The organism is Actinomyces israelii (genome assembly GCF_030253495.1).
Taxonomy (GTDB): domain Bacteria; phylum Actinomycetota; class Actinomycetes; order Actinomycetales; family Actinomycetaceae; genus Actinomyces; species Actinomyces israelii.
On record NZ_CP124548.1, the window covers coordinates 207975 to 230857 of the forward strand.

At 73.0% G+C, this 22883-nt stretch carries 16 protein-coding genes; 13 read left to right on the plus strand and 3 right to left on the minus strand.

All coding sequences use genetic code 11. The features are described 5' to 3' along the window. Nucleotides 1-291 precede the first annotated feature (291 nt). The 10 genes from AIF0345_RS00850 (at nt 292) to AIF0345_RS00895 (ending at nt 14446) form a co-directional block, all read left to right on the plus strand. Nucleotides 292-2343, plus strand: a complete 2052-nt coding sequence (locus tag AIF0345_RS00850) for a hypothetical protein (protein ID WP_285296856.1) — start codon at nt 292-294, stop codon at nt 2341-2343. Beyond that, entirely contained in the window at nt 2343-4217 is a 1875-nt protein-coding gene (locus AIF0345_RS00855; RefSeq protein ID WP_268917259.1) for a YcaO-like family protein, read from the plus strand. Before AIF0345_RS00850 ends, AIF0345_RS00855 begins: the two co-directional genes overlap by 1 nt. A 13-nt stretch (nt 4218-4230) precedes the next feature. Beyond that, on the plus strand, nt 4231-5823 hold the full coding sequence (locus AIF0345_RS00860; RefSeq protein WP_268917260.1) for a nitroreductase family protein: 1593 nt from the start codon (nt 4231-4233) through the stop codon (nt 5821-5823). After that, the gene (locus AIF0345_RS00865; RefSeq protein ID WP_285296857.1) at nt 5823-8423 is read left to right on the plus strand and encodes a lantibiotic dehydratase; all 2601 of its coding nucleotides are present in this window, start codon (nt 5823-5825) and stop codon (nt 8421-8423) included. The genes AIF0345_RS00860 and AIF0345_RS00865 overlap by 1 nt, the downstream gene beginning before the upstream one ends. After that, on the plus strand, nt 8420-9478 hold the full coding sequence (locus AIF0345_RS00870) for a lantibiotic dehydratase C-terminal domain-containing protein (RefSeq protein WP_268917262.1): 1059 nt from the start codon (nt 8420-8422) through the stop codon (nt 9476-9478). Before AIF0345_RS00865 ends, AIF0345_RS00870 begins: the two co-directional genes overlap by 4 nt. After that, the gene (locus AIF0345_RS00875; protein WP_268917263.1) at nt 9475-10734 is read left to right on the plus strand and encodes a hypothetical protein; all 1260 of its coding nucleotides are present in this window, start codon (nt 9475-9477) and stop codon (nt 10732-10734) included. The genes AIF0345_RS00870 and AIF0345_RS00875 overlap by 4 nt, the downstream gene beginning before the upstream one ends. Nucleotides 10735-10851: 117 nt before the next feature. After that, a complete protein-coding gene (locus AIF0345_RS00880) occupies nt 10852-11037 on the plus strand; it encodes a thiazolylpeptide-type bacteriocin (protein WP_268917265.1) in 186 nt (61 codons plus the stop codon). Nucleotides 11038-11181: 144 nt separating this feature from the next. Then, entirely contained in the window at nt 11182-12084 is a 903-nt protein-coding gene (locus tag AIF0345_RS00885; protein ID WP_268917266.1) for an ABC transporter ATP-binding protein, read from the plus strand. Next, nucleotides 12081-13856 carry a YcaO-like family protein gene (locus AIF0345_RS00890; RefSeq protein ID WP_268917267.1) on the plus strand — a complete coding sequence of 592 codons (1776 nt, stop codon included), beginning with the start codon at nt 12081-12083 and terminating at the stop codon, nt 13854-13856. The genes AIF0345_RS00885 and AIF0345_RS00890 overlap by 4 nt, the downstream gene beginning before the upstream one ends. An 11-nt stretch (nt 13857-13867) precedes the next feature. Continuing rightward, nucleotides 13868-14446 carry a hypothetical protein gene (locus AIF0345_RS00895; protein ID WP_268917268.1) on the plus strand — a complete coding sequence of 193 codons (579 nt, stop codon included), beginning with the start codon at nt 13868-13870 and terminating at the stop codon, nt 14444-14446. 373 nt (nt 14447-14819) lie between these two features. Here AIF0345_RS00895 and AIF0345_RS00900 read toward each other — a convergent pair whose 3' ends face one another. Beyond that, complete coding sequence (locus AIF0345_RS00900) at nt 14820-15488, minus strand: response regulator transcription factor (RefSeq protein WP_268917269.1); 669 nt, start codon at nt 15486-15488, stop codon at nt 14820-14822. Then, nucleotides 15485-16624 (minus strand): sensor histidine kinase, encoded by a 1140-nt coding sequence (locus AIF0345_RS00905; protein ID WP_273167427.1) that lies wholly within the window; start codon nt 16622-16624, stop codon nt 15485-15487. Before AIF0345_RS00905 ends, AIF0345_RS00900 begins: the two co-directional genes overlap by 4 nt. Before the next feature lie 177 nt (nt 16625-16801). Here AIF0345_RS00905 and AIF0345_RS00910 point away from each other — a divergent pair, with 177 nt between their 5' ends. From AIF0345_RS00910 to AIF0345_RS00920, 3 genes are all read left to right on the plus strand, one after another. Then, complete coding sequence (locus AIF0345_RS00910; protein ID WP_285296858.1) at nt 16802-17839, plus strand: ABC transporter ATP-binding protein; 1038 nt, start codon at nt 16802-16804, stop codon at nt 17837-17839. Continuing rightward, nucleotides 17836-18579 carry an ABC transporter permease gene (locus AIF0345_RS00915; RefSeq protein WP_268917272.1) on the plus strand — a complete coding sequence of 248 codons (744 nt, stop codon included), beginning with the start codon at nt 17836-17838 and terminating at the stop codon, nt 18577-18579. Before AIF0345_RS00910 ends, AIF0345_RS00915 begins: the two co-directional genes overlap by 4 nt. A 332-nt stretch (nt 18580-18911) precedes the next feature. Further along, nucleotides 18912-19754 carry a uracil-DNA glycosylase gene (locus AIF0345_RS00920; protein WP_285297867.1) on the plus strand — a complete coding sequence of 281 codons (843 nt, stop codon included), beginning with the start codon at nt 18912-18914 and terminating at the stop codon, nt 19752-19754. 174 nt (nt 19755-19928) lie between these two features. On the opposite strand, the gene pulA is transcribed toward AIF0345_RS00920, so the two are convergent. Beyond that, nucleotides 19929-22847, minus strand: a complete 2919-nt coding sequence (pulA, locus tag AIF0345_RS00925) for a pullulanase-type alpha-1,6-glucosidase (protein ID WP_285296859.1) — start codon at nt 22845-22847, stop codon at nt 19929-19931. Between the last annotated feature and the right edge of the window lie 36 nt (nt 22848-22883).

Consider the following 22883-nt stretch of genomic DNA (forward strand, 5'->3'; position numbering starts at 1 on the left):
GGAGCGCTCGCGGCGCGCGGAGCGGGCCCCGCGGTCGGTGCGCGTTCGCGGGCCCATCACGCCCTCGGGAGTCCCCCATCGGTAGCCCCCGCTCCGGCGCGCGCTCGCCCGGAGGACGATCCGTCCCACTTTCGGTCCGACGCGCGGGCCCCGCGTCCGGTCGAAAGAAGGATGCCGCTGCTCCCCCTCGCAGGAGTCCCCGACCGGGCCCCTCTCGCGATGCTTCTTCCTGTCATCAGGAGAACGTGAGGACGGCGACCCGCCGGTCCCGCCTCATCGACAGGAGAGGCCATGATCGAGACCGCACAGCAGCGCTACCGCCTGCGCCGGGACACGATGTTCAGCGAGTCCCCGCAGGGGATCTACTTCTCGAACTCCACCTCGGGCTTCGAGATCTGCGGGGCCAACGCCTACAGGGCCTTTCGCGCCGTCTACCCCCTCCTGGAGGGCGAGCACACCGAGGATGAGCTGCGGGAGGCCCTCGGGGAGGAGGCGTGGGAGCGGCTCCAGGTCTTCATCGTCCCGCTGCGCGAGCACGGCTACCTCCGACTGGTCGACCCCTGCGAGGACGTCGTTCTCGACGGCGCCACCGAGATGCGCTTCGACGATCAGCTCAACTTCCTGTCCCACTACACCGATGAGCCCCGCCGCGCCTTCTCCCGCTTCCGCAGCGCCCCCCTGGTCGTCGTCGGCGACGGCGAGTGCGCTCGCGCCCTCGTGCGCGCCCTGATCGACAACGGCGCCGGCGACGTGCGCCTCGTCCTGCCGACCGCCGACGCCGAGGCCCTTGTCGATGCGCCCCCGGAGGCGAGGGTCGTGCGCGGCGACCCGCGCACCGACCACGAGATCCTGCGCGGGGCGCAGGTCCTGGTCCTGACCCCCTGCGCCGCCTCCAGCGACCTCCTTCTGCACGGTGTGGACGAGGAGCCCGACCGGCTGGTCCTGCCGGTGTGGGCCTTCGGGGACGAGCTCATCGCCGGACCCGTCAACTGGGGCGGCGCGGGCTCCCGCGGCCCTCGCTGGGCCGACGCCGTCCAGTCGCTGACCACCCATGACACCGGCTCCGCGGGCGCCCTCTTCTGGTCGCGGGCCTGGGCCGGCATGCCCACCGGGTGCGAGGCGACCTGGGTCCCCGCCGTCGAACGGATGATCGCGGTCATCGCGGCCTTCGAGGTGTTCAAGGCCGTCACCGGCGCGATGGAGCCCGAGACCGGGGAGTCCATCCTCGTCCTGGACTGCCGGACGGGGGAGACCCGGCGCCATCGGGTCCTGCCGAACAGGCTGCTGCGGACCGCTCCCCGGAACTCCGCGCGCCTGGCCGAGATGGCCCGGGCCGCCGCCGAGTCCCTCGCCGGGCCCCCGGCCCCGACGGCACGGATCCTCACGGAGGACCTCGACGCCTACAAGGACCTCGTAGGTGCCCGGACCCGTCCCGTCAGCGAGTTCCTCGACGAGGACCTCGAGCAGCTGCCCCTCAAGATCAGCGCTGCGCGGCTCGTGGACGGACCGCCGCGACCCGTGGACGTGGGCGGCGCCGACCTGTGGAACGTGGCCGGAGCCCGGCTCGACGCGGTCAGGCGGGCCCTGGCCCTCCACCTGGAGCACTGGGCTCCGGCGCGCGAGGCGGAGTCCCCGTCCCCGCGCCCCGTCATCGACTCCCTCGGCTCCCGCCTGCGCCATGACCTGGAGCCGACCGGGCCGACCGTCCCCGCGGTCGACGTCTCCACCGGCGGCGCCCTGGCCGTGCGGGCCGCGGCCACCGCCACCCTGTCCCCGGCCGACAGCGCCAGCGCCTATGTCCGCTCCTGCGGCGGGACCGGGGTCGGCCACGACGTCCGGGAGGCCGTCGAGGACGCCCTGGCCTCGGCCGCCGTCGAGCTGGCGCTGCGCGCCGCCACGACGAACGGCGCCGGAGCGCCCCTCACCGACTGGGACACCGACGAGCAGACCGCCTTCCTGCACTCCTGCGCCCGGGACATGACGGTCGTCCCGGAGCTCATCGATCTCGGCACCTGGCTGGGACGGCACGTCGTCGCCGCCCGGGCGGACTCTCCCTCCGGACCGCTGTGGGAGGCCGCCGCGGGGAATAGCCGCCGCAGCGCCGTCGCCGCGGCCCTGACCGGGCTCATCGGCGCCCTCCAGCGCGGCGACGGGACCGGGACCTGGACCTCCCTGTCCCATCCCGGCCTCACCGGCGCGTCCATCGCCGTCACCGAGGACGGGGCGCCCGCGGCGCACGAACCCCGGATCCTCATCTGCGACATCACCAGTCCCGAGCTCGACGCCGTCGGCCTCGTCGCCTGCAAGGTCCTCACCGAGGACGCCGGTGAGGAGACCGCCTGATGAGTCCCACCGCCCCGTCCGCCCGGCCGCTCTCCGTGCTCCCCCTGCAGGAGTTCGAGTCCCTCCTGCCCGCCCCCGGCCCGGGGGACCGCCGGGACGACGATCGCCTCGCACCGCCCCTCCTCGTGACCGACGAGGACTCGGCCGTTCTCGTGGACGGATCCGACCCCAGGCTGTGCCCGGGCTGCCTGCTCGACGGGATCCAGCGGTCCCGCCACCAGCGGCACCGCGGCCCCGGAACCCGGTGCGCGGGCGCCGTCGACGGGTGGGGCCCGGTCATCGGCCTCGCCGAGCAGCTCCTGGCGCTGCCGCTGGGGGCCGAGAGCCCCTTTCCCCGTGCGCGGGTCCTCTCCCGGGGCGCCCTGGCGACGACGATCGTCCCCGTCAGCCCCTCCGAGCGCTGCGCCTGCAGGCGCCGGATCCCCGCGAGCGGGCTCCCCGAGCGCATCGCCGAGGACCTGGCCCGTCCCGACGGGCCGGACTACCGGGCCGTGTCCCTCGACGAGGTGGCCCGCGACATCGCCGGCCTGGCCAACCCCTTCTGCTCCGGCCTCGGCGCGCACGCCGTGCGGGACCTCTCCATCGAGACCACGGCGAAGGTCTCGGGGGCCTACGTCAGCCGTTCCGCGGACGGCGCCTGGACCTGCCCCTGGGGCGGTCACACGAGCCGCTACACGCGCTCGCACGCCATCGGCCTCCTGGAGGGTCTGGAGCGGATCGCCGGCGCCCGCCCGCCGGTCGGCGCCCCCGCCTGGTACGGCACCGCCGCCGACGCGCCCCTCCCGGCCTACCCGCCCTCGGCCTTCGGCCTGCCCGATGAGGCCGATCCGCTCCCGACGCGCTGGGTCGCCGCGACGAGGCTCTCCGACGGCGCCGAGGTGGCCGTGCCCCGCGATGTCGCCTACTACCTCCCCGAGGACGCCGGGGAGCACGAGGAGCGCGGGGAGCTCGTGCCCTCCGGGAGCGCCGAGACCGGGTCCCCCGGGGATCTCGGGGCCCTCGAGACCGGGACCCCCGAAGGCGCCGGGCGCTCCGGGCAGCTCGTCCGGGACTCCTCCAACGGCTGCGCGTGCGGCGGCGGTCTCGCCGAGGCGATCCTGTACGGGCTGCTGGAGGCCGTCGAGCGCGACGCCTTCCTCATCGGCTGGTACGGCGCCCTGGCGCTGGACGAGATCGACCCCGCCTCGATCCGCGACCGGTCCAGCCGCGAGCTGCTGGCCCGCATGAGGCTGCTGGGGCAGCGGGTCCGCTTCTTCGACTCCACGACGGGCACCCGCGTGCCCACCGTGACCGCGGTGGCCGAGTCCCCCCTCACCGGCTCGCTGTGCTTCGGGGCCGGGGCCCACCCCGACGCCGAGCGGGCCCTGGCCTCGGCCCTGAGTGAGGTCGCCTCCGACTACAGGGTGGTCCAGATCCGGCTCGAGCGGGGACGACGGCGCATCGAGTCCATGCTCGCCGACTTCTCCCTCGTGCGGGTCATGGAGGACCATGCCGACCTCTTCTCCCACCCGGGCGCCCGACCCCTGGCCTCCTTCCTCCTCGACTCCCCGCGGGACTCGCTGCGCGACCTGGGCTCCCTGACCGTCCCGGGGGCGGGAGCCGGCGTCCGCTCCGACCTGCGCCTGTGCCTGGATCTGCTCGACCCCGGGCTCGACGTCCTCGTCGTCGAGCAGACCTCACCGGCCCAGCGGACCCTGGGGATGCACGGCGTCAAGGTCCTCGTGCCCGGCCTGGTCCCCATCGACTTCGGCTGGCACCACCAGCGCGCCCTGCGCATGCCCCGAACCCGGGAACGAGCCGCGCACTACCGATCCCGGCACCTCCTCGCCGCCCCCCGTCGGACGCCCGCCCCCGTGCCGCACCCGTTTCCGTGAAGGAGCCCCGACCATGACCAGACAAGCAGTCGCCCTGTGGGACGCCATGCCCGTCGAACGGGCCGCGGCCGGCTACGCCGACCTCATCATCAACCGCGTGGAGCGTCGCATGCCCACCGACTCCTGGAGCATCGACTGGGAGGACGCCCCGACCGACCAGAAGGTCTACCCGTCCGCTCAGCGCCTCGTCCTGCCCGCCTCCGCCCCCGGCCGCGGCCTGCTGGACGACGCCGCGGACGGCCTGAGGGGGCCGGCGCGGGCGGACGTCCTGTCCGATCTGCTCCACCTGTCCTACGGCCTGCTCTCGCAGCGCTCCAGGGTCAACTGCAACGACCACCCGGAGGTCCTGGCGGAGGCCAGCCACTACCGGTGGGGCAGGGGCGCGGCCTCCGGCGGCGGCCGCTACACCGTCTCGGTCTACCGCGTCGTGGGCCGCCGGGCCGACCTCGCTCCCGGGATCTACCACTACTCGCCCCTCCACCATGCCTGGGACGTGCTCGCCCTGGGCGACCATACGGCGGCGGTGGCCGCCGCCCAGGGCTACCCGCGGACCGGCGACGACTACCTGCTGCTGACCGTCGACTACTGGCAGTCCGGCTTCAAGTACAACGACTTCGCCTACCAGGCCACCTCGATGGACATCGGCACCCTGCTCGGCACCTGGCGCTACCTCCTGGGCGAGCGGCGGGACCAGGTCCGCCCCGACATGTGGGTCGATGAGGAGGCCCTCGCCGACCTGCTGGGCATCGACCGCCGGCAGGAGGGCGTCTACGCCGTTCTCGATATCGGCGGGACCCACGAGGCGCGCAGGCGGGGCGGGCGCGTCGAGCTCGTCGGCCACCAGCGCTCCCGCCGCGTCCGGACCTTCCCCACGACTCGCGCGCTGCAGCGGGCCATGGCCGGGACCCCCGCCCGGCGCGTCCCCGCCCGCGGCCGCCCCCGGCCGCTGCCCGGGCCGACCGCGACCCCGCTGCCCGACCGGGCCCCGGTGACGGTGGAGGACAGGGTCCGCGCCGTCGTCGGCCGGGAGACCTCCTTCGGCCGTTTCGACGGCGCTCCCATCTCGCGCGACGACCTGCTCACGATGATCGTCGCCGCGGCCGGGGCCGGCGAGCTCGTCGCCGCGGATCTCGGAGCGATCGCCACGGACTGCGTGCGCCAGTACGTCTTCGTCGAGGACGTCACCGGCCTGGAGCCGGGGCTCTACGAGGCGGACCCGCGCGAGGGCGGGCTCAGGCTCGTCGATGCGGGGAACCACGCGGAGCTGCTGGCCTCGTCCTACTTCCTGCACAACTACGACGGGCGGAGAGCCGCCGCGACGATCATCCTCGCCGGCGACGTCCTGGGACTGTCCGAGGAGCTCGGGGTGCGGGGCTACCGGATCATCAACGCCGCCGCCGGCGCCGTCTGCCAGGTCCTCAGCCTGGAGGCCTCGCGCCTGGGCGTCGGCCTCGGGGCGGCCCTGGGCTTCGACGCCGCCCGGCACGTGACGGGCATCGGCCTGGCCGACGTCCCCCAGAAGCCCATGCTCATGCTCCTGGCGGGCCACGACACCGGGACCTCCGGCGCCTGGTGCGGCCGCCTCAACACCCTGGAGAGGAACTGATGACTGTCACCGTTGACGAGATCGTCCAGCTGCGGGTCGGCGGGCTCCCCGTCGAGACCGCACGGGACCTCGCGTCCCCCGAGGCCCTGGAGTGGGCCGAGCGGGTCCTCCGCACCCGGGCGCGGGTCGCGGAGCTGCGCGAAGGAGCCTCGGACCAGCTGGCCGGGCACGTGAGGGGCGCGCCCGACGGCCTGCGCAAGGAGCTCGTCCAGATCCGTCGCGCCGTCTTCAACGGCCGGCGCGCGGACCGGGCGATCGCCGCACTTCCCACCGGGCTCGACGAGGTCGTGTCCGCCCTCGTCGAGCCGGTGCGGCGCGCCGAGGCGGAGCTGGCCGAGCTGGAGGCCGCGGGCCGGACGAGCTTCCCCGACTGGCTCGTCGATGAGCGCCGTCGCCTCGCCTCGCTGCTGGAGGACGAGGACTTCTTCGACGGGCTCGCGGTCGCCGTCCCCGGCGCCGGGCGCTCACTGCGCGTCTACCCCCGCAAGGGCGTGGTGGCCGTGCCGAACAAGCAGATGCGCAAGTGCGAGCGCTCCCTCATGTCCTACGCCATGCGGGCGGCCGCCAAGGCCTCGCCGTTCTCGACCTTCACGCCGACGGCGCTGACGAGCTTCACGGCCGGCGCACCCGGCTGGGAGCACCTGCCGTCCCGTCCCCGGCGCCACTCGCGGTGGAGCATCTACCCCGTGGCCCGCGCGCTGGGCGGGCTGCGCGAGGACCGTCGTCGGCTCCGGGGCCTGCCCCTGCGCCTGTCCCGGACGGTCCAGCCCCGCTCGGACGGCGGGCTCGACGTCGTGCGGTCGGTCTACGAGTACAAGGACAGCCACCGGGGGGAGGACTACGCCACCTGCGAGCAGTCCGTCGTCAGGCTCCGGCAGTCCGAGGTCTGCCGGATCGTGACCGATCTGCTCAAGGAGGGGACGCTCGTCTTCGAGACGGTCGTCGCCGGACTCGCCGAGCGGGCCGGCCTGACGCACGGGCGGGCCGGCGAGGCGCTCGCCCGATTCGTCGGGCTCGGTCTCGTCGAGGTCGATGGACTGGATCTCCACCCCCACACCGCGCACCGGGCGGGCACCGCCCGCCGGACCCTGTGCGCCGCAGGCGACGACGCCGCCGGGCTGGCCCGGGCGCTGGACCGCTACGAGGAGTCCGCCTCGGCGGTCGGCGGCACGACCGGCGCCGAGCGGGAGCGGGCGGTGGCCCGGGTGCGCGACGTGGTGGAGGATCTCTACGAGATCGCCGGGCTGGAGGCTCGGCCGCCGCGCACCGTCGTGTACGAGGACTGCGCCCTGGGGCGCGGGATCTACCGGGGGCCGGCGCTGCGGTGGAGCGAGGAGGAGTGCCGCGCCCTCGGGGTGCTCGCGACCCTGCTGGATCCCGCGCAGACGGACCGCGCCCTCATGAGGGGCTACTTCGTCCAGTCCGTGGGGGAGGGCGGCCGCTGCGCCGACGTGCCGGGCTTCCTCCGGTCCTTCGACGCCGACCTCTACGACTCGCACAAGACGCGGACGCTGGACCCGCGGGCCGTGACGAGCGAGGACCCCTGGCTCAGGTGGGGGGAGGCCTGGCGGTGGGAGGAGGCCCGCAGGGCGCTGACGTCGCTCATCGAGGCCGGGGAGGGCGAACTCGACCTGCTGCCGGTGCTCACCGGCGACTCGGAGCTCCTGCGGGGCCTGGACCTGCCCCGGTACCGCTACCGGCATCTCTTCCTCTTCGCCCAGGTGCTGCCCGAGGGCTCCGCGGGATCACTGGTCGTCAACCGGATCTTCGGGCACGCCGGCTTCGGGCTGTCGCGGTTCGCCTACATGCACGGCCCGGAGGGGGACCGAGTCGCCCGCGACCAGGAGGAGCGCGCCCGGCTCTCGGGCGTCCGCCTCGCCGAGGTCTCGGGGGGCGCCGCCTTCACGAACCTCAACCTGCACGGCCCGCTGCTCGGCACCGAGATCATCCAGCCGGGCGACCCCGGCGGGTCGAGCGCGCCGACGCGGATGGACCTCGACGGCCTCGTCCTGGAGGACCGCCCCGGGGAGAGTCGGCTCGCCCTGGTGACCCCCGACGGCGAGGAGGTGCAGCCCGCCTATCTCGGCTACCTCGTCCTGTCGGCCACGCCCCTGCCCACCCAGCTGCTCGCGCTGCTGGCGCCGGCCTCCAACGTCACGGCCTCCTTCGTGCCCGACCTCCCGGAGGGGTCCGGTCCCCGGACCCTGTCGCGGGTGCGCATCGGTTCGCTCATCGTGCGCCGCCGCACGGTGCAGGTCCCCACCGAGCTGCTGCCCGAGCCCGATCCCGCGACGCCGGAGGGCTACCTGGAGTGGGTGCGGTGGTGGCGGGACGCAGGCCTTCCCGAGCGCTGCTACGTCTCCCTGGCCGGTCGGGACGGCAGGCCCCCCGGCAAGCCCCGCTACCTCGACGTCTCCGGCCTGGTCAATCTCGCCGCCTCCAGCCACGAGTGGCGCGGCCAGGACGGCTGGCTCAACGTCGCCGAGGCGCTGCCCGACCTCTCCGAGACCGTCATCAACCGCGAGGACGACCACCGGATTCACGAGATGGTCCTCGGATTCGACCTCACGAACCCCGTCACCGAAGGAGCGGTCTCATGACCACCAACCCGGATATCCGCGCCGCCGCCGCCGACCGGCGCTGGATGGCCTACCACGTGTTCTACGGCGGCAACCCGGAGGTCCTGCTCCAGGAGTGCCTCCTGCCCCTGGCGGCGCAGCTGGAGGAGGAGGGCCTGGTACGCCTGTCCTTCTACATCAACTACTGGCTCGAGGGAGGGCACGTGCGCCTGCGCCTGCTCCCCGCGGACGAGACCGCCCGGGACGAGATCCACGGACGGGTGATGCCCGTCATCGGCCGGTACCTGGAGCGTCGCCCCTCCATGCACCCCATGGCCCGGATCGAGTCCCGCTCCTACTACGACGACCTCTTCGCCCTGGAGTACGGCGACGAGCTGCGCCCCCGCTACTTCGACGCCGAGGGCCGGCCCCTGCTGAGGCCGAACAACACCGTGGAGCCTCGGGACTACGAGCCCGAGCTGGAGCGCTACGGGGGCCGCGTCGGCATGGTCATCTCGGAGGACTTCTTCGCCGACTCCACTCGGCTCGCGCGTGAGGTCATCGACCTGGGCAACACCGGCACGCGCACGATCCTGCTCGGGATCGGAGCCGAGGTCATGGCGGTCACGGCGGCCGCGCTCCTGGAGGACCGCGACGTCGTCATGTCCTTCCTGCGCGCCTACCACTCGCGGTGGGCCGGGAGCTACGGCGTCGAGTCGACCTACGCCGAGGACGCCGACCAGCCGCGGTACCGGCGGATCGTCGACTCCCTCCGGGAGGCGGTGGTCCCCGTGATCGAGTCCGTGCTGGCGGGCACCGGCGACCGGCTCCCCGGGTTCCTCGGCGACTGGGCCCGAGCCTGCGCCGGCTATCGCAGGCGCATCGAGGACGCCGTGGCCGAGCGGGCCATCGTCTTCCTCGACGAGAACGGCGACGAGACCCGGCCCGACCACCCCTCCAACGCCGCGTGGCGACTCGGCATGTCCTTCATCCACATGACCAACAACCGGCTCATGGTGTCCATCGAGGACGAGGCCTATCTCGCCTTCGAGATCCTCCAGGCCATGGAGGCCGGGACGACGGAGGCGGCAGCATGAGCACCGCAGCGCCGATCGTGCACTCCGTCGCCGCGCCCGACCTGCGCATCGGACCGGCGGGCTGGGACGGCAGGGCCCTCGTGGCCGAGGCCGCGGCCGGGGAGAACGGGAGCATCTACTGCCTGGGCCCCCTGGAGACCCTCGTCCTCGACGCGCTGCGCCGGCCGGGAACCGCCGAGCAGGTCCAGGACCGCGTCCAGGATGGATCCGGCGTGCGCGTCCCCCTGGCGACCGTGGGCGGACTCATCGACGCCTTCACCCTTCGCGGGCTCGTCGAGAGCCCGCTCCAGGAGACCGCCCCGAGACCGCGCGCGGACGAGCGGGCGGGCGACCCGGCGCGGCGTCGCAGCCGCCCGGCCGTCCCGCGGCCGCGCGCCGGGGACCGGACCGCCGGCGCACGGGCCGGGGACCGGACCGCCGACGCACAGGCCGGAGCCCCCTCCCCGTCCCCGCGCTCCGGTCCCACGGACTCAATGGCGACGAAGCCGTCGCCGGCCCCCTCCCCGTCCCCGCGCTCCGGCGCCCTGACGGGCGTGTCGAGGGCCGCGTGGGCGGTGGCGCGGACCCCCGTGCTGCCGGTGCTCGCCGTCATGGGCCTCCTGCTGGCCGGTCTCACCCTCGTGCGGACCGCGACCCGCTGGACCGAGGTGTCGGCGGCGGCGGGCGGCCTGACGGCCCTGCCCCTCCCGCGGATCCTCCTGGTGGTGCTCGGCGTCGTCGTCTGGCACATGGTCTCCCAGCTGGGGCACGAGCTGAGCCACGGCATGGCCTTCGTCCGTCTCGGCGGCGGACGCCGGCCGGTCCTGTCCCTGACGTCGCTGGGCCCGATCCCGATGCCCTCCACCCGTCTGGACGGCCTGGGACTCGTGCCGGCCAGGTGGCGCGGCCTGGTCATCGTCGCCGCGGGGCCGCTGTTCACCCTCGCGCTCGCGGCGATCCCGGCGACCGTGGCCGTGCGGGCCCCGGCGGGCGACGTCGCCGCGACCTGGGGGGCGATCAGCCTCCTCATCGACCTCACGATCGTGATCCTGAGCCTGGCGCCCTTCCCCAACACCGACATGACGCGGGGGCTGGAGATCCTCACCGCGACCCGGCAGCTGCCCATCGCCTCGGCCCGCTTCCGGCGGGGAGGGCGCGTGCCCGACTCCCTGCCCCCGGCGACGCGCCTGGCGGTGCGGACCTACCCGTTGCTCCTGGTCCCGGCCGTGTCCGCGGTCCTGGCCTGGGCCACCTGCCTGCTGATGTCGCTGATCTGAACCGACCCGAAACCGACCTGAACCGAAGACTTCCGGACGCCCGTCCGGACCCGGCGGACGGCAACCGCCGCCCGTCACCCAACCCCGGTCGCCGACCGGACTTGTGAAAGGAAATCAATGATGACCAGCAATGCCGCTTCCGCCGCCGCCGCGATCGCCGGTGAGCTCGGTGAGCTCGACGTCGAGACCTTCGAGGTCAAGGACTACCTGGACTACTCGGACACGGTGTTCGGATCGACCTGCTCCTCGTCCACATCCAGCTGCTCGTCCTGCTCCTCGACGTCGTCCTGCGCGACCGCCTGAGCATGATGCGGGGCGCATGCCGGGATGCGGTCTCGGCGATCGATGGTCTCCGGGCGCGCGCCACCCCGGTGGCGCACCCGGGGACCGTCGCCCGCGCGAGCGGGCCGACCAGAACGAACGGGCACGATCATGAAAGGAGATCGCATGCAACCGGTGGTTGTGCGTGGTGTGCGTCAGTCGTATGGGGGTCGTGAGGTGCTGCGGGGGGTGGATCTTGTTGTGGAGCGGGGTTCGTTCCATGGTGTGATCGGTCCTAATGGTGCGGGTAAGACGACTCTGGTGGAGATTGTTCAGGGTGTTCGTCGGTGCGAGGCCGGTGGTGTGGAGCTGCTGGGTCGGGCGCCGTTGCCCAGGGATCCGGGTCTGCTGGCTCGGGTGGGTATTCAGCCGCAGGCCACGGCGTTCTTCTCGCGGGCCACGGTGTGGGAGCACTTGTCGACGGTGGCCGCGATCTTCGGGGCCTCGGCCGCCCGCGCCGAGCAGGTCCGCGACTCCTTCGGCCTCACGCGGGTCAGGGACACGCGTGTGGAGAGGCTCTCGGGGGGTGAGCGTCAGAAGCTGGCGGTGGCGTCGGCGATGGTGCATCGTCCGGAGGTGTTGTTCCTGGATGAGCCGACGGCGGCTCTGGATGCGACGGCGCGGCATGATCTGGTGGGTCTGCTGGGGTCGGTGCGTGAGGAGGGGACGACGGTGGTGTACACGACTCATTATTTGGAGGAGGCCGAGCGCTTGTGCGATGTGGTGAGTGTTCTCGATGGTGGTCGGGTGGTGGCCACGGGGTCTCCGTCGTCGTTGGTGGCTGGTGCTGGTGGTGGTGCGTCGGTGCTGTTGCCGGGTGCTGGTGGTTGTGCGGATGTGGTCGTGGGGCTGGGTCCGGTTGTGGGTGTCGAGTCGGGTGCTGATGGGCTGGTGGTGCGTGTGCGTGATGTGGGGGAGGCGTTCGCGGCCTTCGGTGCGGCGGGTGTGCCGGTCGAGGGTGCGCAGGTGCACGGCCCGACGCTGGAGGACGCGTTCATCGAGCTGACCGGAAAGGAGCACGAGTCATGATGCGCGGGACACTCGCCGCCCCGACGGCGCGCGGATACCGATTCGGCCCGACCACCGCCCTCGGGGCGCCGCCGGCCGTCTGGGACCTGGAGAACGAGGTGGACCCGCCCCCGGGCACCAGGGTCTTCCGCAGCGAACGGACCCTGCTCGTCTGGCCCGCGTGGGCCGCCGGGATCGAGGGCGCCTACGCGCTGCTGCGCACCCGCTGGGCCGCGACCCGATCGCCCATCGTCCAGGGCCAGTACAGCCTGGGCAACCCGCTCCTGGGGCGCCGGGACCTCGTGCCGCGTCGTCGCGCGGACGCGGAGGGCCTCCAGGCGCTGGCGGACGTCCTGAGCCCGAGCCCCGTCCGCCTCGGCACGGGCTGGCGGGTTCCCGTCTGGGAGCTCGACATCGTGACGAGCCGCATCCGTCGGGGCGAGCTCGCCGTCCTCGTCGGGGAGACCGGACCGACGCGCTCCGACGGCTCCGGCCCGCTGCGCCGTCGTGGGCTCGACGACCTCCCCCTGGACCCCGAGGCCCTCATCAACCCCGTGTGCGGCATGGTCGCGGCCGACGCCGACCAACGGCTCGACTGGGAGACCACGGCCCCCGTCGCGGGCCAGACCCCCGTGTGGAACGACGGCCGCGTGCGCCCCCTGACCTGGAGCGGTCAGGCCGCCTCCTACGCCCGCAGCCGCACGGCAGCCATGCTGGAGAGCCTGGAGAGGGTCGTCGGCTCCCGCCAGCACACGGGCACCACCGTCCTGGCCGCCCAGGCCGACCTCGCCGCCTCCGGCAGGGAGCACCGGGTGCCCGGGGACTTCGGGGACTACGGGCCCGCCGCCTACCGGGACATCATGGTCCCCTTCTCCCCGCACGACCCGCACGAGTGGGTCGCCTCCGAGTCCCTGCGCGATGGTCGCGCCGTCCTCGTGCCGCGGGACCTCGCCTTCTTCGGCCAGCCGCTGTCCACGTCCCGCTGGGCGATGGTGTGCTCCTCCGGCGTCGCCACCGGCTCAACCCGGCAGGAGGCGATCGTCTTCGGTCTCATGGAGCTCATCGAGCGCGACGCCTTCGTCAACAGCTGGTACGCGCGGGTGCCCGGTCGGCGGATCGACGCCGAGTCCGTTCCGGGACTGCGCCCGCTCCTGACCCGGGCCTCGCTCCTGGGCCACCGGATCGAGCTGCTCTCCCTGCCCTCCGAGACCGGCCTTCCCATCATGGTCGCCGTCGCCCGCGCCACGAGCGCCGCCGCCGTCGGCGCCGCCGCCCACCCGGAGCCCGCCCGCGCGGCGCGGTGCGCCGTCGAGGAGGCGTGGACCTACCTGCCCGAGCGCACGAGGGCCGTGGAGGCCGACCGTGCCCGCTGCCTGGAGCTGCGGCGGGACCCCTCGCTGGTCAGGGAGATCGACGACCACCCGCTCCAGTGCCTGCTTCCCGAGGGCGCCGAGGATCTCGACGACTACCTCGGCGACGGCCCCGCCCTGCCGCTCGACGAGGTCGTGACCGTCGGTCCCCTGGCCCGCATGGGGGCGGCCGAGCTCCTGTCAACGCTGGTGGGGTCCCTGGGGAGGATCGGCGTCGAGCCGCTCGCGGTGCGCTGCACCGCACCGGTCGAGTCCGCACTCGGGCTGGAGACCTGGTCGGTCCTGGCGCCGGGGCTCGCCCCCCTCGACTTCGGATGGCACCGCCAGCGCGTTCTGACCATGCGCAGACCCTTCGACTACTCCCGGCACGTCGGCGCCGTCGCGCCCGACCGCCTGCGGGACCGCCCGCACCCCTTCTCCTGAGAGGAAGACCCGTGAACGAGACAACCGCCCGCCCGAGCGCCGCCTCCCCCGGCGCCCTCGTCATCCTGACCTGCAGCGCGATCGCCATGTCCCTCCCGGGAGCGGTGCTCGCGGGCCCGCCCGGGCTCCTTGTCGCCGTCCTCATCGCGCTCGCGACCCTCTGGTGCTGGACCAGGACCCGCCCGACCCCGCCCCCCACCCGGCTGGGGCGCCGGGGCGCGGCCTGGGTCCAGGCAACCGCAATCGCGGAAGGGGTCGTCACCACCACCAGCTTCATCCCCCTGATGATGACGGGCCATATTCGATGGTGGCTCCCGCTCGTGCTCTGCTCGGTCTCCGTCCACCTGACGACCTTCCTGGTCTGGGCGCGCCGGAGGGCGGACCTCCTCCTGGTTCCCGTCTCGTGGGCGGCCGTCGGCCTGTCGGCGGCCCTCACGGCACGGGGGCAGTGGCGCGCCGGCTGGGTCGAGGGCGGCTGGGTGATGGCCGTCGCGGTCCTCGGCTACGTCCTCGTCCTGGCGACGCCCGCCGGAAACGTCCTGTGCGGGCCCGTCAGGATGGGACGGGCCCGCACGGTGGTGAGGAGGTGAGGGTGAGCGAACAACTGATTCCGCTGATTATTGGCCTTATTAGCCGTGGCAACTCCAGATAGCGAGACAACCTCTCCAACTCGCCGCGGGCGCCGAGTGCGATGCGCCCTGCGGGGACGGCGTCGGCGACGACGGGGCGGCCGCCGCGGGGGCGGCGAGCCCCAGGAGCGAGGTGGTCAGGGCGAGGGCGGAGAGGGCGTGGAGGGAACGGCGCATCTGAGTGATTTCCTTGTCGGTGGGCTGCTTGTCATCCCGGTGGGATGGCCTCCACCCTGGTCGATCCGCTCGGGTGTGCGATTCCTCACTTGGGTCCTCGGGGTCTCCTCTTTTCGTCGGAGGAGGTGATCGGTGTGCGGGCGCAGTCGGCGGCCCGTCAGCCTCCGATGCCCCTCTTGTGCGCCTCGACGACGATCTCGAGGCGGCTGCCGACGTCCATCTTCCGCATGATGGAGGAGACGTGGGTCTTGACGGTGGTCTCCGCGACGTTCATCTGGCGCGCGATCTGATGGTTCGTTCGGGCCTGGCACAGGAGGCGGAGCACCTGCTGCTCGCGGTCGGACAGGTCCAGGTCCGTGATGGTGCCGGCATTGGGGGACTGACCGTGAAGGTATCGGTCCAGGATCCGGCTCGTCGGCTCGGGCGAGAGGACCTTGCCGCCGGCGTGGATGGTGCGGATCATCCCCGCGATCTCCGTCGGGCGCGTCGTCTTGAGTAGGAAGCCGGAGGCGCCGGCGGCGATCCCGCCGTCGAGGAACGTGTCGTCGTCGAAGGTGGTGAGCAGGAGGACCCGCGTCCTCTCGCTGGTCTCCAGAATCCGGGAGGTCGCCTCCACGCCATTGAGCACGGGCATCTGGATGTCCATGAGGGCGACGTCGATGGTGCGCTCGTGGACGAGGCCGACGGCCTCGGCGCCGTCGGCCGCGGTGGCGATGACGTCGATGTCCGGCTCGGAGCCGAGGATCGAGGACAGCGTCTCGCGGACGATGGCGTCGTCATCGACGACGATGACGCGGATGGTGCCGGTCGGGTTCTGGTGGGTCATGGGGTGTCCTTGGGTGTGAGGGGGAGGGTGGTGTGGAGGATCCATTGGTGGTCGGTGGGGGTGATGGTGGTGGTGCCTCCTAGGGCGCGGGTGCGTTCTTGGATGCTGAGGAGTCCGAGTCCGGAGGAGAGTTGTTGGTCGTGGTGGTGGTTGGCCAGGGGGTTGATGACCAGGAGTTCGGCGTGGGTGTCGGTGATGTCGAGTTGGATGGTGCACTGGGCGTCGGGGGCGGCGTGCTTGATCATGTTGGCGGTGGATTCGTGGAGGATGCGGGTCAGGGTGGTGGTCAGGGTGGGGGGTAGGTTGGTGAGGTCTCCTTGGTGGGTGATGGTGGTGTGCAGGCCGGCGGTGGTCAGGTCGTGGTGGGCTTGGGTCAGGGCGGTGGGTAGGTCTGTGGTGGGTGTGGGGTCGAGTGGGGTGGTGGTGTCCTGTCGGAGGAGGCGGAGCATGGTGCGCAGGTCGGTGACGGATTGTCGGCCGGTGGTGATGATGTCGTTGAGGGCGGTGGTGGTTTGGTGGTGGTCGTGGGGGTTGTTGCGGGCGTTTTGGGCTAGGAGGACGATGTGGGTGTTGGCGCGGGCGAGGGTGTCGTGGAGCTCGCGGGCGATGAGGGCTCGTTGGTTGCGCAGGGCCTCGGTTCTGGCGGTCTCGGCCCTGGCCACGCTCGCGTCGGCCCTGCGCAGCACAGCGGCCATCCCGAAGCAGATGAAGAACCATGAAGTCTGTTGCTGGATGAACACTCCCATGTTCTGGCCCGCGTGCCAGGCCAGGAGATTCCCGCTCGCGGTGGCCGCCGCGATGACCAGGGCCTGGGGGCGGCGACGGGCCCGCAGGAGGATGAGCAGCGCGAGCCACGTGGCGACCACGGTTCCTGTGAACTCGCCGGCGCCGATGGTGCAGGCCGTGCTCAGCGCCATGACCGCGGTGACCGTCCACGGAAAACGGGACAGCAGCAGAAGCCCCCAGGGAACGAGGATTCCGAGGAGGGCGAAGACCTCGAGGTCCAGGGACATCAGTGACAGGGCGGAGAGGCACAGGCTGGTGGCCGTCAGGGTGTACAGCCCCCAGCGGGCGCGCCAGGCCGCCCGCAGCCGGGCGGGGGCGCGGCGGAGCGTCGGCGGCGACAGGGATGGCATCGGCGACCTTTCAGATTCAGGTTGGTCCTAAGCGTAGTCGACTTCAGTTCGACTCCGACTAAAGGAGGACCGCCCCGGGACGGGAAGAAGGAATCCACGCCCCCCGCCGCCGCGGGATGCTGATGCCGTCACACAGATCGACGGCTCGCCGCCGTCGCCCGAGCAGAGGAGACAGGCATGACCATTGTCCTTGATCGTCCGCGTCCGGCCCCCTCCCGGCCGGCGCGCCCCTCGGAGGGGCCGCCCCGGGCCGCCGCCGGCCGCAGAGCGGAGACGGTCCCCACCGCCGCCGAGCCCGTTGCGGCGACCGCCGCGGCACCGGTGGTTGTGCGTGGTGTGCGTCAGTCGTATGGGGGTCGTGAGGTGCTGCGGGGGGTGGATCTTGTTGTGGAGCGGGGTTCGTTCCATGGTGTGATCGGTCCTAATGGTGCGGGTAAGACGACTCTGGTGGAGATTGTTCAGGGTGTTCGTCGGTGCGAGGCCGGTGGTGTGGAGCTGCTGGGTCGGGCGCCGTTGCCCAGGGATCCGGGTCTGCTGGCTCGGGTGGGTATTCAGCCGCAGGCCACGGCGTTCTTCTCGCGGGCCACGGTGTGGGAGCACTTGTCGACGGTGGCCGCGATCTTCGGGGCCTCGGCCGCCCGCGCCGAGCAGGTCCGCGACTCCTTCGGCCTCACGCGGGTCAGGGACACGCGTGTGGAGAGGTTGTCGGGGGGTGAGCGTCAGAAGCTGGCGGTGGCGTCGGCGATGGTGCATCGTCCGGAGGTGTTGTTCCTGGATGAGCCGACGGCGGCTCTGGATGCGACGGCGCGGCATGATCTGGTGGGTCTGCTGGGGTCGGTGCGTGAGGAGGGGACGACGGTGGTGTACACGACTCATTATTTGGAGGAGGCCGAGCGCTTGTGCGATGTGGTGAGTGTTCTCGATGGTGGTCGGGTGGTGGCCACGGGGTCTCCGTCGTCGTTGGTGGCTGGTGCTGGTGGTGGTGCGTCGGTGCTGTTGCCGGGTGCTGGTGGTTGTGCGGATGTGGTCGTGGGGCTGGGTCCGGTTGTGGGTGTCGAGTCGGGTGCTGATGGGCTGGTGGTGCGTGTGCGTGATGTGGGGGAGGCGTTCGCGGCCTTCGGTGCGGCGGGTGTGCCGGTCGAGGGTGCGCAGGTGCACGGCCCGACGCTGGAGGACGCGTTCATCGAGCTGACCGGAAAGGAGTACACGTCATGACCGCCTACAAGACACTCACCGCCTCACTGGCGCGCACCTGCCTGCGCGACCCCGTCACCCTGTTCTTCTCATTCGTCTTCCCACCGGCGCTGCTCCTGGTCCTCGCCCTGAGCATGGGCGACCTGCCCGGAATGGACGGACACGCCCTCGTCGATACCATCGGTCCCAACGTCATGGGCTTCGGCATCGCCTTCGTGGGCATGTTCGCCGGGGCGATGAACATCGCCGAGTGGCGCGAGAAGGGCGTCATGCGCGTCCTGCGGAGCGCCCCGATGAGTGTGGGCTCGATCCTCGGCTCGGCCCTGACCGTCGCCGTCGTCACCGCCCTCATCCAGGCCGTGCTCGTCGTCGCCGTCGGACTCGTCCCGGCGGTGGGAGTTCACCTGTCGGTCTGGGCGGGGCTGTCGATCGTGCCGGTGTTCCTGGGCACGCTCTTCTTCTACTCCCTGGGCGTGCTCGTCGGCCTGGCGGTTCCGACCGTCTCCGCCGTGTCCCTCGTCGTCACGATCGTGGTCATGCCCATGGGATTCGCCTCCGGTGCGATGATGCCGCTGGAGATCCTGCCGAACTGGGTGCAGACCCTCTCGCACGTCCTCCCGCTGACCTATCTGCTCGACGCTCTGCGCTGGTCGCTCACGGGAGTGGCCGAGCTGAGCGACGCGCTCCTCGGGTGCGGCATCACCGCCGCCGCCGGAGCGGTCCTCTTCCTGACCGCCACCCGACTCATGCGCTGGAAGTGAGCGGGCCGCCGCCCCGCGCGGGCGGCTCGGATGAAGCGCCGGCGGGCCGCCTCGCACGTACTAGCGAGGCGGCCCGCCGGCGCTCGTCCGCGCGCAGGCGAACCGACCCGCCCGCACTCGTCCGCGTACGTCTGCGCCCGCCTGCGTCCGCCCGGCCCCTTCCGTCGGCGGGCGCACCTTCCGTCGGCGGGCAGGAGTCCCCACGGACTCCGGGCCCGCCGTCGCTTCATCCGTCTTCGTCCGCAGCCGGCGACCGGATTCAAGGACCCCGGACGCGCGTCAGAGGCGCGGCGTGCGCGCGACAGGCGCGCGACAATGGGGTCGTGACAGACGTGATGGATCCGCATCCGCTGACCGGCACGGGCTTCGAATCGCCCGTACCTCCCGGCACCGGCTGGCCCGGCGATCCCGCGGACGCCGACACGCCCGTGGCGCGCTCGGCCGGCGACGTCGCGCGCCTGGCGCGTCAGGCCCGCGATGCCGCCGCCCTCGACGCCCTGATCAGCGTGTGCCGCGCCTGCCCCCGTCTGGTGGCGTGGCGGGAGGACGTCGCCACGACCAGCCGCCGTGCCGCCTTCGCCCACGAGCCCTACTGGGGGCGCCCCGTGCCGAGCGTCGGGCCGGCGGACGCACGGATCTACGTCGTCGGACTGGCACCCGCGGCCAACGGCGCGAACCGCACCGGCCGCATGTTCACCGGGGACAGGTCCGGCGACTGGCTGTGGGCCGCCCTCCACCGCGCGGGCCTGGCCACCCGGGACTCCTCCCGGTGCGCCGGAGACGGGCAGGAGCCGATCGGTCTGCGACTGGGCGCGGCGGTGCGGTGCGCCCCGCCGGCCAACAAGCCGACGACGGCGGAGAAGGGCGCCTGCCTGCCGTGGATCGCCCGCGAGCTCGCGCTCATGCCGCGGGTGCGCGTGCTGGTCGCGCTCGGCGGCATCGCCTGGGACACGGCGCTGCGAGTCGTGCGCCGGGCGGGGTGGGGCGTGCCCCGGCCCAAGCCCCGTTTCGGGCACGGCGCCGAGGCCGCCCTCACGCGTCCCGACGGGAACGAGGTCGTGCTGCTGGGCAGCTACCACCCCAGCCAGCAGAACACCTTCACCGGTCGGCTCACCGAGGACATGCTCGACGCCGTGCTCGCGCGGGCCGAGGACCTGGCCGGGTCGGCGGCATGAGGTGGTCCGGCCGTCGCCGGGCTCGGAGGCCTTGCCGAACCTGCCGGTGCTGCCGAGCGTGCCGGACCCGCGGAGGCTGCCGAGCTCGTTGAGCCTGCCGGCATCGCTGAGTTCGTCGCCCCTGCCGGGCCTCGCGGGACGCGCTCCGGGCCCCGGCATCGGGTATCGGCCGGCCTAGCCGGCCCGGCTGCCGTCATCCTGCCTCTGGACCAGGACCGCGACCGTGCGCGCCGGGACGTTCACCGTCCCGGTGGACCGGTCGAAGCCAGTGCGCTTGACGACGTCGTCGGCCCCCCTCGCCTGGATGGGGGAGAGGCGGAAGTCCCGGCCCGCCAGCTCGCCCAGGCACTGGGTGAGCGTGTGCCCGGTGGCGTTGAAGACCACGAGCACGCCGTCCAGGGACGGATCGACGTCGCGTCCGACGGTGTCGTTGATGAGCATGACGATAATGCCCGGCGGCGCCGCGAAGCCCGAGCCCGGGAAGCTCAGCTTGGTCTGGATGAGGCCGGTGTCCCCGAGGCTGAACAGGGGCGTGGAGGAGCGCAGCCTCAGCAGGTCCAGGGCCTGGGCGCGGGCCGCCGCGATCTCGTCGGGCGAGGGCCGCAGCCAGGCGTCCGCCAGCAGCGGCCCCTGAATGGACCAGGCGGCCTCATTCTGCCTGGCGGGCGGCAGCCCCCGGCCGAACCCGTTGTGCTGCCCCGAGAAGTCGATGGCGTTGAACCAGTCCCCGGAGTTGTAGGAGTTCCGGTCCAGGGACTTGCTGCGCAGCAGCTCGGTGCCCGCGCACCAGAAGGCCGGCGACTGCCCCAGCGTCACCGTGGCCAGGCACACGGTGTTCATCCGCACCCGGTCCACCACCGGCATCCCCCGCGGCAGCTTGTAGGCCAGCAGGTCGTAGAGGGTCTCGTTGTCGTGGGCGTCCACGTAGTTGACGTTCTCCTGCGGGACCGAGGCGTAGGCGGCCGGGGCGTCGTTGTGGATGAGGTCGGCGCCCCGGCGCACCGAGCCGTCCGAGATCGTCATGACGTAGTCCCTCAGGTTGCCCGCCAGCCCCAGCCGCACCAGGTCGGTGCGGTGCGCCAGGTCCGCCGACTGGTCGCCCCAGCCGCGCGGGTCGAGCCCGCTGGACTGGGTGAGCAGGCCCGTGCCGAAGCCCTGGAAGATGCGGTGGTCGGGATCGAAGGGCGCCCCGCCGTGGACGGCGTCGCGCAGACGGTCGTTGAACACGCCGATCCCGGTGCCGCCCAGCTGCCCCTGGACCGCCTGGACGAACAGGGCGTTGTTCGCGACCTCCCCGAAGTTCCAGCCCTCCCCGTACAGGTAGAGCGAGGCTCCGTCCACGCCGTCGTCGGCCATGGTGAGCCGGTCCAGGGCCGCGCGCACGCGCTCCATGACGGCCCGCGGATGGTGCCCCATGAGGTCGAAGCGGAAGCCGTCCACCCGGTACCACCTGGCCCAGCGCACCACCGAGTCGATCATGAGGCGCGCGCACATGGCGTTCTCGGTGGCGGTGTTGGCGCAGCAGGTCGAGCTCGTCACCGTCCCGACGGCGTCGAGGCGGTGGTAGTAGCCGGGCACCACCCTGTCCAGGACGCTGAAGGGGTCCTGACCGCAGGCCGCCGTGTGGTTGTAGACCTGGTCGAGCACCACCTGGTAGCCCAGGGCGTGCAGGGCGCCTACCATCTGGCGGAACTCGACCACGCGCGCCCCGCCGTCCTGGTGCCCCTCGGTGGCGTAGGAGCCCTCCGGCGCCCCCCAGTGGAGGGGGTCGTACCCCCAGTTGTAGGCGTCGCGATCGGCCACCGCGGCCACGGCCGCCTGCTGGTCGGCGGACGCGGGGCCTGCCGCCTCCGGGATCCGCGGGGCGCGCTGGGCGGAGCGGTCCTCCGGGATGGTGGCGATGTCGAAGGTGGGCAGCAGGTGGATGGTGTTCATGCCCGCCTCCGCCAGGTCCGCCAGGTGGCGCACCCCGGCGGAGTCCTCCACCGTGAAGGCCCGGTAGGTGCCGCGCAGGGCGGCCGGGACGCTCCGGTCCGCGGCCGAGAAGTCCCGCACGTGCAGCTCGTAGATGGTGCGGGCGGAGTCGTTGCGCACCCGCGGGGCGGGCGTGGCGGCCCACTGGGCGGGGGCCAGGCGCGGATCGGACAGGTCGACGGCGACCGACCGCGTGGAGCCCGTCGTCAGCGCCGTCGAGTAGGGGTCGGTGACGATGTTGGTCTCCACCTTCCGGGTGGAGGGCACGTAGACCTCCACCTCCCACAGGTACTGGCAGCCGACGCCGACGGCCCCCTCCGCGTTGGGCACGCTCCAGCGGCCGTCGTCGCCGCGGACGGCGGGGGTGCGCACGGGCGGGCCGGGCACCTCTGGCACGGCCCCCAGTGGGTCGCCGGTCTCCCAGGTCAGGAGGGTGACTGCCCTGGCGGTGGGCGCCCACAGGGCGAAGGAGGGGCGGCCGAGGCCGTCGTCGACGGCGTGGAAGGCGACGCCCAGCTCGGCGCGGGAGGCGGCCTCGGCGTAGAGGCGGTCCAGGAGGATGGCGGTCTGCACGCCGGTCAAGGCGTCCAGGTGCCCCGGGTCGTCGGGGCCGCCGCCTGAGTTGCCCGGGCCGCCCTCGCCGTCGGGCCCCTCCGCGCCGCCATCCGCGTACTGGGCCACCGCGACCTGGCCGGTCAGGGCCGCGGCGACGGCGTCGTCGTCGAGCAGGGCGGTGCCGTCGTCGTCGGTCAGGCTCAGGGCGATGTAGCCCTCCAGGTGGGGGTGGGCGTCCAGGACGTCTCGGGGCAGGTTGCCGACGATGCGCAGCGGCGTGATCGTGGGGGCGGGCAGGCCGTCGGCGCCCAGGATGCGGCCGTGCACGGCCGCCGCGCCGCCGTCGGGGGCGGTGATCAGCCGCAGGGTCAGGCCGGCGCCGGGGACGGGCTCGCCCGAGGCGGACACGACGCTCTCGCGGCCCGTCCCCCGGGGGAGCAGGGACAGCGGCCAGGCCAAGAGGTCGGGGGCCACCCAGTAGGCGCGCTGCTCCTCGCTGCCGACGACGGCAGGGAAGGCCGACGTGGCCTCGAGCCTGCAGGTGAGCGTGTAGGTGAAGGTCATGGTGCGGTCCTACCGGGGCGACCGGGGCGGGGCCGC

What these genes read in the sequence shown, in the direction of transcription:
- AIF0345_RS00850 (WP_285296856.1), top strand. Translation starts at nt 292, where the DNA reads ATGATCGAGACCGCACAGCAGCGCTACCGCCTGCGCCGGGACACGATG.
- AIF0345_RS00855 (WP_268917259.1), top strand. Translation starts at nt 2,343, where the DNA reads ATGAGTCCCACCGCCCCGTCCGCCCGGCCGCTCTCCGTGCTCCCCCTG.
- AIF0345_RS00860 (WP_268917260.1), top strand. Translation starts at nt 4,231, where the DNA reads ATGACCAGACAAGCAGTCGCCCTGTGGGACGCCATGCCCGTCGAACGG.
- AIF0345_RS00865 (WP_285296857.1), top strand. Translation starts at nt 5,823, where the DNA reads ATGACTGTCACCGTTGACGAGATCGTCCAGCTGCGGGTCGGCGGGCTC.
- AIF0345_RS00870 (WP_268917262.1), top strand. Translation starts at nt 8,420, where the DNA reads ATGACCACCAACCCGGATATCCGCGCCGCCGCCGCCGACCGGCGCTGG.
- AIF0345_RS00875 (WP_268917263.1), top strand. Translation starts at nt 9,475, where the DNA reads ATGAGCACCGCAGCGCCGATCGTGCACTCCGTCGCCGCGCCCGACCTG.
- AIF0345_RS00880 (WP_268917265.1), top strand. Translation starts at nt 10,852, where the DNA reads ATGATGACCAGCAATGCCGCTTCCGCCGCCGCCGCGATCGCCGGTGAG.
- AIF0345_RS00885 (WP_268917266.1), top strand. Translation starts at nt 11,182, where the DNA reads ATGCAACCGGTGGTTGTGCGTGGTGTGCGTCAGTCGTATGGGGGTCGT.
- AIF0345_RS00890 (WP_268917267.1), top strand. Translation starts at nt 12,081, where the DNA reads ATGATGCGCGGGACACTCGCCGCCCCGACGGCGCGCGGATACCGATTC.
- AIF0345_RS00900 (WP_268917269.1), bottom strand. Translation starts at nt 15,488, where the DNA reads ATGACCCACCAGAACCCGACCGGCACCATCCGCGTCATCGTCGTCGAT.
- AIF0345_RS00905 (WP_273167427.1), bottom strand. Translation starts at nt 16,624, where the DNA reads ATGCCATCCCTGTCGCCGCCGACGCTCCGCCGCGCCCCCGCCCGGCTG.
- AIF0345_RS00910 (WP_285296858.1), top strand. Translation starts at nt 16,802, where the DNA reads ATGACCATTGTCCTTGATCGTCCGCGTCCGGCCCCCTCCCGGCCGGCG.
- AIF0345_RS00915 (WP_268917272.1), top strand. Translation starts at nt 17,836, where the DNA reads ATGACCGCCTACAAGACACTCACCGCCTCACTGGCGCGCACCTGCCTG.
- pulA (WP_285296859.1), bottom strand. Translation starts at nt 22,847, where the DNA reads ATGACCTTCACCTACACGCTCACCTGCAGGCTCGAGGCCACGTCGGCC.